Source organism: Acidovorax sp. KNOB132 (assembly GCF_057541515.1).
Window position 1 is genome coordinate 1 of sequence record NZ_BAAJYT010000075.1, and the last position, 17,211, is coordinate 17,211.

Below are 17,211 nucleotides of genomic sequence, written 5' to 3' on the forward strand. Positions count from 1 at the left end.
CCCGTGAGTCCGCCCTGGCCGAGCCGGTGCAGGCACGCACCGCCGCGCCCGAGCCCGCACCAGCCCCCGCTGCGGCATCCAGCGCGCGCAGCCGCAAGGTGCGCAGCAACGGCCCCAAGAAGATGTTCGTGCTGGACACCAACGTGCTGCTGCACGACCCGACCAGCCTCTTCCGATTCGAGGAACACGACATTTTCCTGCCGATGATCGTGCTCGAGGAACTCGACGGCCACAAGAAAGGCATGACCGAGGTCGCCCGCAACGGACGCCAGGCCAGCCGCACGCTCGACGCCCTGGCCGCCGCGCAGGGCGCCGACATCGCGCGCGGGCTCAAGCTCGACTCCACCGGCCAGCGCGCGGCCGGCGGCTGCCTGTATTTCCAGACGGCGCCGCTCGACTACAGCCTGCCCACCAGCCTGCCCCAGGGCAAGGCTGACAACCAGATCCTGGGCGTCGTCGAGGCGCTGCGCAAGCTGCATGCTCCGCGCGAAGTCGTGCTGGTGTCCAAGGACATCAACATGCGCGTCAAGGCGCGCGCGCTCGGCCTGAACGCCGAGGACTACCAGAACGACAAGACGCTCGAGGATGGCGACCTGCTGTACTCCGGCGTGCTCGCGCTGCCGGCCGACTTCTGGATCAAGACCGGCAAGAACGTGGAAAGCTGGCAGAGCGGCGTGCACACGTACTACCGCATCGGCGGACCGATCGTGCCGCAGCTGATGATCAACCAGTTCGTGTACTTCGAGGCGCCCGGCGAGCCCAGCCTGTTCGCCCGCGTGACCGAGATCCGCGACCGCACGGCGGTGCTGCAGACGCTCAAGGACTACGGCTCGGCCAAGAACGCCATCTGGGGCGTGAACACCCGCAACCGCGAGCAGAACTTCGCCATGAACCTGCTCATGGACCCCGAGGTGGACTTCGTCACCCTCACCGGCACGGCCGGCACCGGCAAGACGCTGATGGCGTTGGCCGCGGGCCTCACGCAGGTGCTGGACGAGCGCCGCTACACCGAGATCATCATGACCCGCGCCACGGTGAGCGTGGGCGAGGACATCGGCTTCCTGCCCGGCACCGAAGAGGAAAAGATGGGCCCATGGATGGGCGCGCTGGACGACAACCTCGAATTCCTGGCCAAGGGCGACGGCGGCAACGCGGGCGAATGGGGCCGCGCGGCCACCAACGAGCTGATCCGCAGCCGCATCAAGATCAAGAGCATGAACTTCATGCGCGGGCGCACGTTCCTCAACAAGTACGTGATCATCGACGAGGCGCAGAACCTCACGCCCAAGCAGATGAAAACGCTCATCACGCGGGCGGGCCCGGGCACCAAGATCATCTGCATGGGCAACCTGGCGCAGATCGACACGCCGTACCTGACCGAAGGCTCCTCCGGCCTGACCTACGCGGTGGACCGCTTCAAGGGCTGGCCGCACAGCGGCCACATCACCCTGGCGCGCGGCGAGCGCTCACGCCTGGCGGACTTCGCCAGCGAAGTGCTGTGAGCGGGAGCACCCGGTAATGGCCGTGGGATGGATGACCGCGCTGAAACTGGTGCCCTGGGGCGACGTGATCGAGGCGACGCCTCAGATCCTGCAGGCCGCCCGGCGGCTGCTGGGCCAGACGCAGAAAGGGCCGGCAGCCACCGCCGCCGCGCCCCTGCCCAATGGCACGGAGGACGGCCTGGCCGCACTGCGCCAGCGGGTTCAGGCGCTGGAGGCCGAGCAGCAGGCGTCGGCCGTGCTGATCGGCTCGCTCGCCGAGCAGAACGCCCAGCTCGTGCGCGCGGTGGATGCGCTGCGGGTGCGCAGCCAGCGCCTGACGATCGCCGTGGCACTGACCGGCGTCGCCACCGTGGGGCTGCTGGCCTGGGCGCTGGGCGGCAGCTGACCGGGCCTGCACCGCATTCCGGACGTTTGCTATTTAATTGATAGCAATATGCCCTAGAAAGATATGTGCTGGAGGCCTTTTTGACCCCAGGCGCCTAGAAATCGTCGCCGGAGCCCATGGCGAGGTTTTCGAAGCGCGTCTGGTTCTTCTGGAAGAACAGCTTCACCGTGCCGGTGGGGCCGTTCCGTTGCTTGCCGATGATGACCTCGGCCACGTTCGGCTCCTTGCTGTCCTTGTTGTAGTAGTCGTCGCGGTAGATGAACATGATGATGTCGGCATCCTGCTCGATGGCGCCGGATTCGCGCAGGTCGGACATCATCGGCCGCTTGTCGGTGCGCTGCTCCACCGAGCGGTTGAGCTGCGACAGCGCGATCACCGGGCACTGCAGTTCCTTGGCCAGCATCTTGAGGCCCCGGGAGATCTCGCCCAGTTCGGTGGCGCGGTTGTCCGAGCTGGACGAACCCGAGCCGCTCATGAGCTGCAGGTAGTCGACCACGATCAGCCCCAGCTTGCCGCACTGGCGCGCCAGCCGGCGCGCGTTGGCGCGCAGCTCGCTGGGCGTGAGGCCCGGCGTCTCGTCGATGTGCAGCGACACCGTGCGCAGGCGCTCGATGGCCTCGGTCAGCCGCGGCCATTCTTCGTCGGTCAGCTTGCCGGTGCGCAGGTTGCCCTGGTTCACGCGGCCGATGGAGCCCACGATCCGCACCGCCAGTTGCGCCGCGCCCATTTCCATCGAGAAGATGGCCACGGGCAGGCCTTCGTTGAGCGCCACGTGTTCGGCGATGTTCACGGCGAACGAGGTCTTGCCCATGGACGGCCGCGCCGCCAGCACCACCATGTCGCCCGCCTGCAGGCCCGATGTCATGCGGTCCAGGTCGGCGAAACCCGTGGGCACGCCCGTGACGTCCACGGGGTTGTCCGCCATTTCCTGGACGCGGTCCAGCAGGTCCACCACCAGCGTGTCCAGCGACTGGAAACCCTGCTTCATGCGCGAGCCTTCTTCGCCGATGGCGAAGATCTTCTGCTCGGCCTCGTCCAGGATGCGCTCGACCGGCTTGCCCTTGGGGTTGAAGGCGTTGGTGGCGATCTCGTCGCTGGCCGTGACCAGCTTGCGCAGGATCGAACGCTCCCGCACGATCTCGGCATAACGCCGGATGTTGCTCGCGCTCGGCACGTACTGCGCCAGGCTGTTGAGGTAGGCCAGCCCGCCGATCTCCTCCGCCTTGCCCAGCCCCTGCAGCCGCTCGTACACCGTGATCACGTCGGCGGGTTTGCTGGCGTTCACCATGGCGCCGATGGCCGAATAGATGAGCTGGTGCTCATGCCGGTAGAAATCGCCGTCCACCAGCAGGTCGCCCACCCGGTCCCAGGCCATGTTGTCGAGCAGCAGGCCGCCCAGCACGCTGGACTCGGCCTCCAGGGAATGCGGCGGCACGCGCAACTGGGCGACTTCGCGGTCCGGTGCCGGAGCGAAATCCTCGTCGATGGAAAGGGACTCGAGGGTCATGGCAAAAGGTCCTCTCGCGGCGGGCGCGGTGGATTACCGTCAGGCAGATGGAAGACTGGGATGACAAGTCTGTGGACAAGCTGTTCACAGGCGGTGGGTGACCGGTGCATGGAACAGCAGGCCAGAAACGCGAAAGCCGCCCGAGGGCGGCTTCGCGGTCGATGCCAGAGGCAGCGCTTTTTCGTTAGGCGGTTTCGCCGTAGACCGACACGGTCACGTCCACCACCACATCGGTGTGCAGGGCCACGCTCACCGTGTTGTCGCCGACGACCTTGATCGGGCCGTTGGGCAGGCGGATCTGCGACTTCACGACCTTGTAGCCTTGCTTGTTCAGCTCTTCAGCGATGTCGTGGTTGGTCACGGAACCGAACAGGCGGCCGTCCACGCCGGCCTTTTGCGTCAGCTTGATGGTCGTGCCACCGAGCTTTTCGCCTTGGGCCTGGGACTCGGCCAGCTTCGCGGCAGCGGCCTTTTCGAGTTCGGCGCGCTTGGCTTCGAATTCAGCCTTGGCGGATTCGGTGGCGCGGCGTGCGCGGCCCGAAGGAATCAGGAAGTTGCGGGCATAGCCGTCTTTGACCTTGACGATTTCGCCGAGGTTGCCGAGGTTCACAACCTTGTCGAGCAGGATGATTTGCATGACTGTTGCTCCTTAGATCTTGTGCTGGTCGCTGTAAGGCACCAGGGCCAGGAAGCGCGCGCGCTTGATGGCGGTGTTCAGCTGACGCTGGTAGATGGCGCGCGTGCCGGTCAGGCGTGCGGGGATGATCTTGCCGTTTTCGGCGATGAAGTCACGCAGCGTGTCGACATCCTTGTAGTCGATCTCTTCGACGCCGGCGACGGTGAAGCGGCAAAAGCGCTTGCGCTTGAACAGCAGCGACTGGGTGTTGCGCTTCGGGCGCTTGTCTTTGTTGAACTTCTTGAACGTGGCCATTTTCGGACCTCTTGAAAATTAATCTTGTTGAATATCCTGGATGTGGAACACCAGCCCCTTGCCGTTGCGCGACGTCGCCAGAAACCCCCGGAAGATCCAGAGGCTGCCGAGCGCCTGTCTTGCCAGCCGCTCTGCGAGCGTGCCGAAGGCAATGGCCTTCACGACCGCCTTGACCTCGCGCTGTGCACCGGCTTCCTGCTGCTGAGACCCGTGTTCGAGCTTCAGATCCAGGGCCGGCAGGCCAGCGGGCGTGTAGCGCAGGGCCTGAGCCTCGGCGATACAGGCGGTGAGGACAACGTGGTTTTCCACTCCTCCAGTCGATGGATCAGCGCTCGCCCGAAGCGGCGAACTCGGCCTGGCTGGCCTTGCGGGCTTCTTCGCGCTCGACGGTCTTCATCATGGAGGAAGGACCCGTGTCGGCCTTCTTCTTTTGAACCGTCAGGTGGCGCAGCACAGCGTCGTTGAACTTGAAGGCATGCTCCAGTTCCGCCATCACGGCCTGGTCGGCTTCGATGTTCACGCACAGGTAGTGGGCCTTGGCGAGCTTGTTGATCAGGTACGCCAGTTGACGGCGGCCCCAGTCTTCCACGCGGTGCACCTTGCCGCCGCCGGCGACGATCATGCCCTTGTAGCGCTCCAGCATGGCTGGAACTTGTTCGCTTTGATCCGGATGGATCAACAAAATGATTTCGTAGTGACGCATGCAAACTCCTTGTGGATGAAACCACCCGCTGCGTCTAGAAGCGGTGTGGCAAGGCAAAGCCGGCGATTATAGCCTCAAGGCCTGTCGCTTGTACACTCACGCCGGCCGAGACCGACGCCAGCCCGACGCATCTGCGTGCAAACGTCGCCTTTTCGCTTGAAATCCGCCGGGTGGCACCCATTTGCCGCGCGTACCGTTCACTTTCAGAAGAAATCGACATGTCCGATCAAAACAATCCAGCCACCGCCTCTCATGGGGACGCCTCCCCCTCTCCTGAAGAAGTCGAAGCCGCGATGGCGGCACATGCCTCCGATGAACTGGGCCGCCTGCAGGGCGAACTGGCCGAGCTGAAGGCCAAGAGCGCCGATCTCGCCGACCAATTCCTGCGCGCCAAGGCCGAGGCCGAGAACGCCCGCCGCCGCGCCGAGGAGGAAATCTCCAAGGCCCGCAAGTTCGGCATCGAGAGCTTCGCGGAAAGCATGCTCCCCGTGGCCGACAGCCTGGCCGCGGCCCTGGCCATCAAGGACGCCACGATCGAACAGTTGCGCGAAGGCTCGGACGCCACGCTGCGCCAGCTCACCTCCGCACTGGAGCGCAACAAGGTGCTGGCCATCAACCCCAATGCGGGCGACAAGTTCGACCCGCACCAGCACCAGGCCATCAGCATGGTGCCGGCCGACCAGGAGCCCAACACGGTGGTGTCCGTGTTGCAAAAAGGCTACGTGATCGCCGAGCGCGTGCTGCGCCCGGCCTTGGTCACGGTGTCCGCGCCCAAGTAAGCACCCGCCGACCCAAAGAAAAACTGACGGCGACGGCTTGAAGCCGGCCAAGTTATCCACAAGTTATCGGCATCCAAATCTTTTTCAAAATCTCGGAGAACAACATGGGAAAAATCATCGGTATCGACCTGGGCACCACCAACAGCTGCGTGTCCATCATGGAAGGCAACACCACGCGGGTGATTGAGAACTCGGAAGGCGCGCGCACCACGCCCTCCATCGTGGCGTACCAGGAAGACGGCGAAGTGCTGGTCGGCGCCTCGGCCAAGCGCCAGGCCGTCACCAACCCGCAGAACACGCTGTACGCGATCAAGCGCCTGATCGGCCGCAAGTTCACCGAAAAGGAAGTGCAAAAGGACATCGACCTGATGCCCTACAAGATCACGGCGGCCGACAACGGCGACGCCTGGGTCGAAGTGCGCGGCAACAAGATCTCGGCCCAGCAGGTCAGCGCCGACATCCTGCGCAAGATGAAGAAGACCGCCGAGGACTACCTGGGCGAGCCGGTGACGGAAGCCGTCATCACGGTGCCCGCGTACTTCAACGACGCCCAGCGCCAGGCCACCAAGGACGCCGGCCGCATCGCGGGCCTGGACGTCAAGCGCATCATCAACGAGCCCACGGCCGCGGCCCTGGCCTTCGGCCTGGACAAGCAGGAAAAGGGCGACCGCAAGATCGCCGTGTATGACCTGGGTGGCGGCACGTTCGACGTGTCCATCATCGAGATCGCCGACGTCGACGGCGAAAAGCAGTTCGAAGTGCTGTCCACCAACGGCGACACGTTCCTGGGCGGCGAAGACTTCGACCAGCGCATCATCGACTACATCATTTCCGAGTTCAAGAAGGACCAGGGCGTCGATCTGTCCAAGGACGTGCTGGCCCTGCAGCGCCTGAAGGAAGCGGCCGAGAAGGCCAAGATCGAGCTGTCCAACAGCGCGCAGACCGACATCAACCTGCCCTACATCACGGCGGACGCCTCGGGCCCGAAGCACCTGAACATCAAGCTCACGCGCGCCAAGCTCGAAGCGCTGGTGGAAGAGCTGATCGAGCGCACGATCGCCCCCTGCCGCACGGCCATCAAGGACGCCGGCATCAGCGTGTCGGACATCCATGACGTGATCCTGGTCGGCGGCATGACCCGCATGCCCAAGGTGCAGGACAAGGTCAAGGAGTTCTTCGGCAAGGACCCGCGCAAGGACGTGAACCCGGACGAAGCCGTGGCCGTGGGCGCCGCCATCCAGGGCCAGGTGCTGTCGGGCGACCGCAAGGACGTGCTGCTGCTGGACGTGACGCCGCTGTCGCTGGGCATCGAGACGCTGGGCGGCGTGATGACCAAGATGATCAGCAAGAACACCACGATCCCGACGAAGTTCGCGCAGACCTTCTCGACCGCCGACGACAACCAGCCGGCCGTGACGATCAAGGTGTTCCAGGGCGAACGCGAACTGGCCAGCGCCAACAAGCTGCTGGGCGAGTTCAACCTGGAAGGCATTCCGCCGGCAGGCCGCGGCGTGCCGCAGATCGAGGTGAGCTTCGACATCGATGCCAACGGCATCCTGCACGTGGGCGCCAAGGACAAGGGCACCGGCAAGGAAAACAAGATCACCATCAAGGCGAACTCGGGCCTGTCCGAGGAAGAGATCCAGAAGATGGTGAAAGACGCCGAACTGAACGCGGCCGACGACAAGAAGAAGCTGGAACTGGTCCAGGCGCGCAACCAGGGCGAAGCCGCCGTGCACAGCGTGACCAAGAGCCTCGCCGAGCACGGCGACAAGCTCGATGCGGCCGAGAAGGAGCAGATCGAGTCCGCCGTGAAGGCCCTGGAAGACGCGCTCAAGGGCGAAGACAAGGCCGCCATCGACGACAAGACGACCGCGCTGATGACCGCCAGCCAGAAGCTGGGCGAGAAGATGTACGCCGAAGCGCAGGCCGCCCAGGCTGCGGCAGCAGGTGGCACGGAAGGTGCAGCGCCCCAGGGCGGTGCCTCGTCCTCCGCCGGCGCAGCGCCGCACGACGACAACGTAGTGGACGCTGAAGTGAAGGAAGTGAAGAAAGGCTGAGCGCGCTCGCGTGCCCGACTAGCCGCCGCGCCGGGCCCTGCACAGGGGTCAGCGCGGCGTTCCTGTTCCAACCGAGCTCGGAAAGACCATGTCCAAGAGAGACTTTTACGAAGTTCTGGGCGTTCCAAAGAACGCCTCGGACGAAGAGATCAAGAAGGCTTATCGCAAGCTCGCGATGAAGCACCACCCTGACCGCAACCAGGGTGACGCGGCCAAGCCTGCCGAAGAGCGGTTCAAGGAAGCCAAAGAGGCTTATGAAATGCTCTCCGATCCGCAGAAGCGGGCCGCCTACGACCAGTACGGCCACGCGGGCGTGGACCCGAACATGCGCGGCCCCGGCGGCGCGGGTGCGGAAGGCTTCGGTGGCTTTGCCGAGGCCTTCGGCGACATCTTCGGCGACATGTTCGGCCAGGGCGGGGCGCGCGGGCGCGGCCAGGGCGGGCGCCAGGTCTATCGCGGCAACGACCTGAGCTACGCGATGGAGGTCACCCTCGAGGAGGCGGCCAAGGGCAAGGACGCGCAGATCCGCATTCCCTCCTGGGAGTCGTGCGAGACCTGCCACGGCAGCGGCGCCAAGCCGGGCACCAGCGCCAAGACCTGCACCACCTGTGCCGGTGCCGGCACGGTGCAGATGCGCCAGGGCTTCTTCAGCGTGCAGCAGACCTGCCCGCACTGCCGCGGCACGGGCAAGATCATTCCCGAGCCCTGCACCACCTGCCACGGCCAGGGCAAGGTCAAGAAGCAAAAGACGCTGGAAGTGAAGATCCCCGCCGGCATCGACGACGGCATGCGCATCCGCAGCACCGGCAACGGCGAGCCGGGCACCAACGGCGGCCCGCCGGGGGACCTGTACATCGAGATCCGCCTGAAGAAGCACGACATCTTCGAGCGCGACGGCGACGACCTGCATTGCCAGGTGCCCGTGAGCTTCATCACGGCCGCGCTGGGCGGCGAGATCGAAGTGCCCACGCTGCAGGGCAAGGCGGCCATCGACATTCCCGAAGGCACCCAGGCCGGCAAGCAGTTCCGCCTGCGCGGCAAGGGCATCAAGGGCGTGCGGGCCAGCTACCCCGGCGACCTGTACTGCCACATCGCGGTCGAAACGCCGGTCAAGCTGACCGAGCACCAGCGCAAGCTGCTGCGCGAACTGGAGGAGTCGCTCAAGAAAGGCGGCGCCAAGCACTCGCCCAGCGGCGAAAGCTGGACCGACCGGCTGAAGAACCTGTTCAGCTGATCGCAGCCAGGCCTTGACCGCCAACGGCGCCTTCGGGCGCCGTTTTTTTGCGTGAATGGGCAGCAAAGCCATCGCATACCACGATGGCTCGCGGCATTTTCATGGGAGAAAATACGGCAACTCTCTGATTCAGAGAATTCTCCAACCACGATGAAAAGCTCCGAGCGCAGTTTTGCGCGCCGAATCGACCTCACCTCGCTGCAGCTCTTCGTGGCCGTCTGCGAGCTGGGAAGCATCGGCCGCGCGGCGGAGCGGGAGTTCATCGCCGCCTCCGCCGTCAGCAAGCGCCTGTCCGACCTGGAAACCGCGGTGGACACCGCCCTGCTCTACCGGCACAGCCGCGGCGTCACCCTCACGCCCGCTGGCGAAAGCCTGCTGCACCACGCCCGCACCGTGCTGTTCGGCCTGGAGCGCATGCAAGGCGAACTGAGCGAGTACGCCGACGGAGTGCGCGGCCATGTGCGCATGCACGCCAACATCTCGGCCATCGTGCAGTTCCTGCCCGAGGACCTGGGGGCCTTCGCCCGCGCGCACAGCCAGGTCAAAATCGACCTGCAGGAACACCTGAGCCCCGACGTGCTGCAAGCCGTGCGCGAGGGCGCGGCCGACCTGGGGCTGTGCCACACCGGCGCCGCCGCCGAACCCGAGGGCCTGCAAAGCCGCCCCTACCGCAGCGACCGCTTGGTGCTCGTCGTGCCTCAGGGGCATGCATTGTCCCGGCATGCTGCTATCAAATTTGAAGCAATCCTCGACTGCGACATCGTCGGCCTGCAGGCCAACAGCAGCATCAGCCTGGCCATGCAACAGGCGGCCGCGCAGGCCGGGCGCCCGCTGCGCCAGCGCATCCAGGTCACCGGGCTGGACGCCATGTGCCGCATGATCGACAACGGCCTGGGCGTGGGCCTGCTGCCGGACCGGGCCTTCGCGCTGATACGCGGCGTGGGCCGGCTGCAGTCCGTCGCGCTCGACGAGCCCTGGGGCCAGCGCGAACTGCGCCTGGTGGCCCGCGACTTCGACACCCTGCCGGTCACGGCCCGGCTGCTGGTCGAACACTTGGTGCCACCTGCCCCGCCCGAGCCTTCCTAAAATCATCCACCCCACCTGAAACCCACCAAAGAGACCGCCATGGGACGCACCCTGTACGACAAGATCTGGGACGAGCACGTCGTCCACACCGAGGAGGACGGCACCGCCATCCTCTACATCGACCGCCACCTGGTGCACGAAGTGACCAGCCCGCAGGCGTTCGAGGGCCTGCGCCAGGCCGGCCGCAAGGTCTGGCGCGTCAGCTCCATCGTCGCCACGGCGGACCACAACACGCCCACCACCGGCTGGGAGCGGGGCTACGACGGCATCACCGACCCGATCAGCAAGGAGCAGATCACCACGCTCGACAAGAACATCGCCGAGGTCGGCGCGGCAGCGTTCTTCCCGTTCATGAGCAAGCGCCAGGGCATCGTCCACGTGATCGGCCCCGAGAACGGCGCCACGCTGCCCGGCATGACGGTGGTGTGCGGCGACAGCCACACCAGCACGCACGGCGCCTTCGGCGCGCTGGCGCACGGCATCGGCACCAGCGAGGTCGAGCACGTCATGGCCACGCAGACCCTGCTGGCCAAGAAGGCCAAGAACATGCTCATCCGCGTGGACGGCCAGGTCGCGCCCGGCGTGACGGCCAAGGACATCGTGTTGGCCATCATCGGCAAGATCGGCACGGCGGGCGGCACCGGCTACACCATCGAGTTCGGCGGCCCGGCGATCCGCGCCCTCAGCATCGAAGGCCGCATGACGGTCTGCAACATGGCCATCGAGGCGGGCGCGCGCGCCGGCCTGGTGGCGGTGGACGACAAGACCATCGACTACGTGAAGGGCCGGCCGCTGTCGCCCTCGGGCGTGGAATGGGACCAGGCGGTCGCCTACTGGAAGACGCTGCAGTCGGATGCCGACGCGCACTTCGACACGGTGGTCACGCTGAACGCCGCGGACATCGTGCCGCAGATCACCTGGGGCACCTCGCCCGAGATGGTGCTGGGCGTGGATGCCCGCGTGCCCGATCCCGACAAGGAAAAGGACGCCAACAAGCGCGGCGCCATGGAGCGCGCGCTCACCTACATGAACCTGGAGCCCGGCAAGGCGCTGAACGACATCTTCGTGGACAAGGTGTTCATCGGCTCGTGCACCAACAGCCGCATCGAGGACATGCGCGAAGCCGCCGCGGTGGTCAAGAAGCTGGGCCAGAAGGTCGCCAAGAACATCAAGCTGGCCATGGTGGTGCCCGGCTCCGGCCTGGTGAAGGAGCAGGCCGAGCGCGAAGGCCTGCACGAGATCTTCAAGGCCGCGGGCTTCGAATGGCGCGAGCCCGGCTGCTCGATGTGCCTGGCCATGAACGCCGACCGCCTGGAGCCCGGCGAGCGCTGCGCCTCCACCAGCAACCGCAACTTCGAAGGCCGCCAGGGCGCGGGCGGACGCACCCACCTGGTCTCGCCGGCCATGGCCGCCGCGGCCGCCGTGCACGGCCACTTCGTGGACGTGCGCCAGTTCGCCTGAGCGCCCCGGCTGCATTCCATTCACCCCAAGGACACTTGCCGTGAACAAGACCGCCACCCTTCTCACCCTGGCCCTGGCTTGCCTGCTGGCCGGCTGCAACACCGTCAAGGGCATGGGCCAGGACGTGCAACGCGCGGGCAGCGCCATCGAACGGGCCGCCAAATGACCGGCCGCGCCACGCCCCAGACCTCCAGAAAGGACCGCCGCATGAAAGCCGTATGGCCCCTCTTCGCTGCCTGGCTCCTGGGCGGTTGTGCCACGGCCCTGGCGGCCGACCGCGCCTGCGTGATCGAAGGCAACGTGCCCGTCGCCGGCAAAACCGTGGCGGTGAAGGACTGCATGGAGTTCACCGCCGGCATTCCGGCCGAGCAGCTCAAGGCGAGCTGCAACGGCCTGGCGCAGACCTCGGCCCAGCTCGGGGGCAAGGCAGGCAAGGTGACCTTCCTCGCCCAGTGCCCCCGGCCCGCCAGTGGCGCGTGCAAGGGGCTGATGGGCCAGCCGCTGGACGCCTACTACTACAACCTGTCGCCCGAGGCCGTGCAGGAAAAACGCAAGGCCTGCGAAACATCCACCGCCGCCATCAAGGGCGGCACCTGGAGCAACGGGCAGTAACGCACCGCTGCCTTCGAGCCCTTTCACGGACACATACCATGCAGAAATTCACCCTCCACCAAGGCCTCGTGGCCCCCATGGACCGCGAGAACGTCGATACCGACGCCATCATTCCGAAGCAGTTCCTCAAGTCGATCAAGAAGACCGGCTTCGGCGTGAACCTGTTCGACGAGTGGCGCTACCTGGACCACGGCGAACCGGGCCAGGACCCGGCGAGCCGCAAGCCCAACCCGGACTTCGTGCTCAACCAGCCCCGCTACGCCGGCGCGTCCATCCTGCTGGCGCGCAAGAATTTCGGCTGCGGATCGAGCCGAGAGCACGCGCCCTGGGCGCTGGACCAATACGGCTTTCGCGCCGTGATCGCGCCGAGCTTCGCGGACATCTTCTTCAACAACTGCTTCAAGAACGGCCTGCTGCCCATCGTGCTGCCCGAGGCCACCGTGGCGCAGCTGTTCGATGAGGTGCACGCCTTTCCCGGCTACCAGCTCACCATCGATCTGGAGCGCCAGGTGATCGTGCGCCAGAACCGCGACGAGGTCGTGGGCGAAGAGATTCCGTTCGAGGTGAACGCCTTTCGCAAGTACTGCCTGCTCAACGGGTTCGACGACATCGGCCTGACCCTGCGGCAGTCTGACAAGATCAAGGTGTTCGAGGCCCAGCGCCTGGCCACCAAGCCCTGGCTGGCCCACACCATGGCGGGCTGATCTGCCTGCCGGCAGCCAAACATCAAGTATCCAATCGGCCCGCAGCGCAATAAGCACTAGGGCATATCGCTATCAAAAGAGAAGCAAAGACATGAAAATCGCAGTTTTGCCGGGCGACGGCATCGGCACGGAAATCATGGCAGAGGCCGTCAAGGTGCTGGACGTGCTGGGCCTTCCGTTCGAGATGGAGTCCGCCCTGGTCGGCGGCGCCGCGTACGAGGCCCACGGCCACCCGCTGCCCGAAGCCACGCTGAAGCTGGCGCAGGACGCCGACGCCGTGCTGTTCGGCGCCGTGGGTGACTGGAAGTACGACAAGCTCGACCGCCCCCTGCGCCCCGAACAGGCCATTCTGGGCCTGCGCAAGCACCTGGGACTGTTCGCCAATTTCCGCCCGGCCATCTGCTACGAGCAGCTGGTGGGCGCTTCGAGCCTCAAGCCCGAGCTGATCTCGGGCCTCGACATCCTCATCATCCGCGAGCTGACGGGCGACATCTACTTCGGCCAGCCGCGCGGCCGGCGCACGGCCGTGGACGGCCACTTCCCCGGCGCCGAAGAGGCCTTCGACACCATGCGCTACTCCAAGCCGGAGATCGAGCGCATCGCCCACGTGGCGTTCCAGGCCGCGCGCAAGCGCAGCAAGAAGGTCACCAGCGTGGACAAGGCCAACGTGCTGGAAACCTTCCAGTTCTGGAAGGACGTGGTCACCGAAGTGGGTCAGCAGTACCCCGACGTGGAACTGCAGCACATGTACGTGGACAACGCGGCCATGCAGTTGGTGAAGGCCCCCAAGGCCTTCGACGTGGTGGTCACCGGCAACATGTTCGGCGACATCCTGTCGGACGAGGCTTCCATGCTCACCGGCTCCATCGGCATGCTGCCCTCGGCCAGCCTCAACAGCAAGAACCAGGGCCTGTACGAGCCCAGCCATGGCAGCGCGCCCGACATCGCCGGCAAGGGCGTGGCCAATCCGCTGGCGACCATCCTGAGCGCCGCGATGATGCTGCGCTTCAGCCTGAACCAGGAAGCAGCCGCCCAGCGCATCGAAGCGGCCGTGCAGAAGGTGCTGGCCCAAGGCCTGCGCACGCCGGACATCTGGAGCGAAGGCACCACGAAGGTGGGCACGGCGCAGATGGGCGACGCCGTGGTGAAGGCCCTGGGCTGACCGTTGCAGCCCGGCACGCGCTGAAGCGGGCCGTTCCTGCCCAAAAGGGTGGCCCGCCGGCCACCCTTTTTTTTATCGGTCCATGCGTTGGCGATCGCTGGTATCAGCGCGCGTCGGTTGCGGCCTGCGGCGCGGCCGATGCCGCGCGAACGAAGGACCTGCGACGCACCCAGAAGGCCAGCGCCCCCACCGGCGCGGAGATGGTGAGGATGAGCGGAGCCTGGGGCCCCGCCTTCACAAAGCCCGCCCCCAGCAGCTGCAGGCTCAACCACTGCGCGGACCATGCGCCCGTGGTCCAGTCCAGATGGCACTGCACCACACCCACCGCGATCACGGCACACCACAGCCACTTGCGCATCGGGATCGGCGTGCGGACGCAGACCCACAGCGTATAGACGATCCCGAGCGGAATGCCGATCGCGAGTGCGAGGAACAGGTAATGGCCCGGCGTTTTGCCTTCCAGTGAAAAGCGGTGGGTGGCGGCCAGGGACTGCGACGCCGGCGTCACCTGCAGTGCATTGAAGACGACCGCGCCGTCGCGCTGCTCCAGCATGGCAGAGACGACCAGCCAGGACTGCGGGTATTCGTACTCGAGCGTGAGGTGGTGGAAGGTGGCGGAATCGGTCTTCAGAACCTGAACGCCCACCGCCTCGGCGGATTGGGGCGGTCCCGGGGGGATCAATGCCGCCATCCGGCCCAGGTTCTGCCGCAGATCGGCGGTGCGCAACCGGGGCGCCAGCCGGGCCTCGATGGCCGGAAAATCCTGGCGGGCCAGTTCATCGACGGCATCGCGAACCCTCTGCGTCTCCTGCGGCGCGATCGATGACGGGCTGTCCTGTGAGGCATTGCAGCCGCCCAACAGAGCGGCCAGGGCAAGAAAGGCGGTGGCGACGATGCGCATGCGGTGAGGGACCTTTGACGTGGAAAAAAGGCCGGATGTTAAACAACACCTCCCGCCGCCCCTCAAAAAAACAGCACCGTCGGCAAAAGGCCTTCCGCTACAATCGCCGCCTATGTTTGCCGCCCGCCCGTTCACCCTGCTGAACACTGCACCCGCCGCCCTGGCCGGTGGGGCCGCGCGCGCAACCACCACCAAAACCACGACCATTAAGGGCTGATCCAGCCTGGTTCGTCGTGCGCCCTTCCTGGCCAGACGAGCCAGGCGAAAAGTCCCGGTCGGGTACTGTTTCGTAAACTGAATAGGGGCGTTGAAATGAGCAAGTTGGTAGGTTTGGTCGGCTGGCGCGGCATGGTCGGCTCCGTATTGATGGACCGCATGCAGGCCGAAGGCGATTTCGGTCTCATCGAGCCCGTGTTCTTCTCCACGTCGAACGCAGGCGGCAAGGCCCCGGCGCAGGCCAAGAACGAAACCACGCTCCAGGACGCCTTCGACATCAACGCCCTCAAGCGCTGCGACATCATCCTGACCGCCCAGGGCGGCGACTACACCACCGAAGTGTTTCCCAAGCTGCGCGACGCCGGCTGGAACGGCCACTGGATCGACGCCGCTTCCACGCTGCGCATGAAGGAAGACGCGGTCATCGTGCTGGACCCGGTCAACCTGCCCGTGATTCAGGATGCCCTGGCCAAAGGCGGCAAGAACTGGATCGGCGGCAACTGCACCGTGAGTTGCATGCTGATGGGCGTGGGTGCGCTGTACAAGGCCGGCCTGGTCGAGTGGATGAGCACGCAGACCTACCAGGCAGCCAGCGGCGGCGGCGCCCAGCACATGCGCGAACTGCTGACGCAATACGGCACGCTGAACGCGGAAGTGCGCTCGCTCCTGGACGATCCCAAGAGCGCCATCCTGGAAATCGACCGCAAGGTCATCGCCAAGCAGCGCAGCCTGTCGGACGCGGAAACCGCCAACTTTGGCGTGCCCCTGGGCGGCAGCCTGATCCCCTGGATCGACAAGGACCTGGGCAACGGCATGTCCAAGGAAGAGTGGAAGGGCATGGCCGAGACGAACAAGATCATGGGCCAGGGCGAAGGCTTCGACACGCCCGCGGTGCCTGTGGACGGTTTTTGTGTGCGGGTGGGCGCGATGCGCTGCCACAGCCAGGCCCTGACCTTCAAGCTGAAGAAGCACGTGCCCGTGGCCGACATCGAGGCCATGATCGCCGCCGACAACGAGTGGGTGAAGGTCGTGCCCAACACGCGCGAAGCCACCTTGAAGGACCTGACCCCCGTGGCCGTGACCGGCACCATGACGATTCCCGTGGGCCGCATCCGCCAGATGGCGATGGGTCCGGAATACATCGGCGCGTTCACCATCGGCGACCAACTGCTGTGGGGTGCCGCCGAACCGCTGCGCCGCATGTTGCGCATCCTGCTGGCCGAATGACGCGGCCGGCGCTGACACCGAGCCGGTGTCAGCGCGTTTAAGCACCAACGTTTTGTTACTGCTCGTTGTCCTTTGACAACATTGCTGCGGTGCACATTGCCCTTCTGAAAGGCGCCCAAAGGTTGCGCCTTGGCTCAGCTTGTCAGTGCAAAACATTGATGCTATTGTGCTTTTTACACATTTTCACGCTTACACGCGGAACCAAAACTGCCTGAATCTGGCACCTTGCCAGACTGCACAATCCTCTTTTGTTGATGGCACACATGCATCGTTGGAAACTCTCAATCCTGGCCGCCGCGGCCGTCATGTCGGCCGGCCTGTATGCCACCGATGCGAATGCTCTCGCCCTGGGCCGCCTTACCGTGCAGTCCGCCCTTGGCGAGCCCCTGCGCGCTGAGATCGAGCTGCCCCAGATCACTGCCGCCGAAGCGGATTCGCTGCGGGCAGCCCCCGCGTCCCCTCAGGTGTTCCGCGCCCAGGGGATGGAAGTGTCTCCCGCGCTGAACAGCCTGCGCGTGCAACTGCAGCGCCGCAGCGATGGCTCGATGGTGCTGCAACTCACCAGTGACCGCCCCATCAACGACCCCTTCGTCGATCTGGTGCTGGATGCCACCTGGAACTCCGGCCAGATCGTGCGCAGCTACACCATGCTGTTCGACCCGCCGGCCCTGCGCCGCGCGCCGGCCACCGTGACCGCATCGCCTCAGGTGACGGCGCCGTCCGCCCCGGCCGCTGCACCGG

General features: G+C 65.7%; 19 protein-coding genes. 13 read left to right on the forward strand and 6 right to left on the reverse strand.

The window, feature by feature from the left end; genetic code table 11:
* Together AC27IO_RS12190 and AC27IO_RS12195 are read left to right on the forward strand one after the other, a co-directional pair.
* Positions 1-1,502, forward strand: a 1,502-nt coding sequence (locus tag AC27IO_RS12190; protein ID WP_498739087.1) for a PhoH family protein, incomplete at its 5' end; no start/stop codon positions are given.
* A 16-nt stretch (positions 1,503-1,518) separates the two neighbouring features.
* The gene (locus AC27IO_RS12195) at positions 1,519-1,887 is read left to right on the forward strand and encodes a hypothetical protein (protein WP_284407020.1); all 369 of its coding nucleotides are present in this window, start codon (positions 1,519-1,521) and stop codon (positions 1,885-1,887) included.
* A 94-nt stretch (positions 1,888-1,981) separates the two neighbouring features.
* Here AC27IO_RS12195 and dnaB read toward each other — a convergent pair whose 3' ends face one another.
* The 5 genes from dnaB to rpsF all read right to left on the reverse strand — a co-directional run bounded on the left by dnaB (position 1,982) and on the right by rpsF (position 5,028).
* Positions 1,982-3,394, reverse strand: coding sequence for a replicative DNA helicase (gene dnaB / locus AC27IO_RS12200; RefSeq protein ID WP_284395760.1), 1,413 nt, complete (start codon positions 3,392-3,394; stop codon positions 1,982-1,984).
* A 184-nt stretch (positions 3,395-3,578) separates the two neighbouring features.
* Positions 3,579-4,031 carry a 50S ribosomal protein L9 gene (gene rplI / locus AC27IO_RS12205; protein ID WP_272551600.1) on the reverse strand — a complete coding sequence of 151 codons (453 nt, stop codon included), beginning with the start codon at positions 4,029-4,031 and terminating at the stop codon, positions 3,579-3,581.
* A gap of 12 nt (positions 4,032-4,043) precedes the next feature.
* Positions 4,044-4,325, reverse strand: coding sequence for a 30S ribosomal protein S18 (gene rpsR, locus AC27IO_RS12210; protein WP_011794373.1), 282 nt, complete (start codon positions 4,323-4,325; stop codon positions 4,044-4,046).
* Positions 4,326-4,343: 18 nt separating this feature from the next.
* Positions 4,344-4,634, reverse strand: coding sequence for a primosomal replication protein N (priB, locus tag AC27IO_RS12215; RefSeq protein WP_272551598.1), 291 nt, complete (start codon positions 4,632-4,634; stop codon positions 4,344-4,346).
* Between the two features lie 16 nt (positions 4,635-4,650).
* Positions 4,651-5,028, reverse strand: coding sequence for a 30S ribosomal protein S6 (rpsF, locus tag AC27IO_RS12220; RefSeq protein WP_272551597.1), 378 nt, complete (start codon positions 5,026-5,028; stop codon positions 4,651-4,653).
* A gap of 218 nt (positions 5,029-5,246) precedes the next feature.
* On the opposite strand from rpsF, the gene grpE reads away from it, so the two are divergent.
* The 9 genes from grpE (at position 5,247) to leuB (ending at position 14,126) form a co-directional block, all read left to right on the forward strand.
* Complete coding sequence (gene grpE / locus AC27IO_RS12225; protein WP_272567926.1) at positions 5,247-5,807, forward strand: nucleotide exchange factor GrpE; 561 nt, start codon at positions 5,247-5,249, stop codon at positions 5,805-5,807.
* A gap of 104 nt (positions 5,808-5,911) precedes the next feature.
* Positions 5,912-7,867, forward strand: coding sequence for a molecular chaperone DnaK (gene dnaK, locus AC27IO_RS12230; protein ID WP_284430078.1), 1,956 nt, complete (start codon positions 5,912-5,914; stop codon positions 7,865-7,867).
* Between the two features lie 88 nt (positions 7,868-7,955).
* The gene (dnaJ, locus tag AC27IO_RS12235) at positions 7,956-9,101 is read left to right on the forward strand and encodes a molecular chaperone DnaJ (RefSeq protein ID WP_272567922.1); all 1,146 of its coding nucleotides are present in this window, start codon (positions 7,956-7,958) and stop codon (positions 9,099-9,101) included.
* Between the two features lie 150 nt (positions 9,102-9,251).
* Positions 9,252-10,187 carry a LysR family transcriptional regulator gene (locus AC27IO_RS12240; protein ID WP_487089629.1) on the forward strand — a complete coding sequence of 312 codons (936 nt, stop codon included), beginning with the start codon at positions 9,252-9,254 and terminating at the stop codon, positions 10,185-10,187.
* Positions 10,188-10,226: 39 nt separating this feature from the next.
* Positions 10,227-11,648, forward strand: coding sequence for a 3-isopropylmalate dehydratase large subunit (gene leuC, locus AC27IO_RS12245; RefSeq protein WP_272567918.1), 1,422 nt, complete (start codon positions 10,227-10,229; stop codon positions 11,646-11,648).
* A 67-nt stretch (positions 11,649-11,715) separates the two neighbouring features.
* Positions 11,716-11,814 carry an entericidin A/B family lipoprotein gene (locus AC27IO_RS12250; protein WP_372588273.1) on the forward strand — a complete coding sequence of 33 codons (99 nt, stop codon included), beginning with the start codon at positions 11,716-11,718 and terminating at the stop codon, positions 11,812-11,814.
* Between the two features lie 41 nt (positions 11,815-11,855).
* On the forward strand, positions 11,856-12,260 hold the full coding sequence (locus tag AC27IO_RS12255; protein WP_284407025.1) for a hypothetical protein: 405 nt from the start codon (positions 11,856-11,858) through the stop codon (positions 12,258-12,260).
* 38 nt (positions 12,261-12,298) lie between these two features.
* Entirely contained in the window at positions 12,299-12,964 is a 666-nt protein-coding gene (leuD, locus tag AC27IO_RS12260) for a 3-isopropylmalate dehydratase small subunit (protein WP_272567913.1), read from the forward strand.
* A gap of 91 nt (positions 12,965-13,055) precedes the next feature.
* Positions 13,056-14,126, forward strand: a complete 1,071-nt coding sequence (gene leuB / locus AC27IO_RS12265; protein WP_498739088.1) for a 3-isopropylmalate dehydrogenase — start codon at positions 13,056-13,058, stop codon at positions 14,124-14,126.
* Between the two features lie 103 nt (positions 14,127-14,229).
* Here the strand turns inward: leuB and AC27IO_RS12270 are convergent, their stop codons facing one another.
* Positions 14,230-15,027 (reverse strand): hypothetical protein, encoded by a 798-nt coding sequence (locus AC27IO_RS12270; protein ID WP_498739089.1) that lies wholly within the window; start codon positions 15,025-15,027, stop codon positions 14,230-14,232.
* A gap of 312 nt (positions 15,028-15,339) precedes the next feature.
* On the opposite strand from AC27IO_RS12270, the gene asd reads away from it, so the two are divergent.
* A complete protein-coding gene (asd, locus tag AC27IO_RS12275; protein WP_284395903.1) occupies positions 15,340-16,470 on the forward strand; it encodes an aspartate-semialdehyde dehydrogenase in 1,131 nt (376 codons plus the stop codon).
* 263 nt (positions 16,471-16,733) lie between these two features.
* Positions 16,734-17,211 (forward strand): type IV pilus assembly protein FimV (locus AC27IO_RS12280; RefSeq protein ID WP_498739090.1); only part of this gene is annotated, 478 nt, incomplete at its 3' end.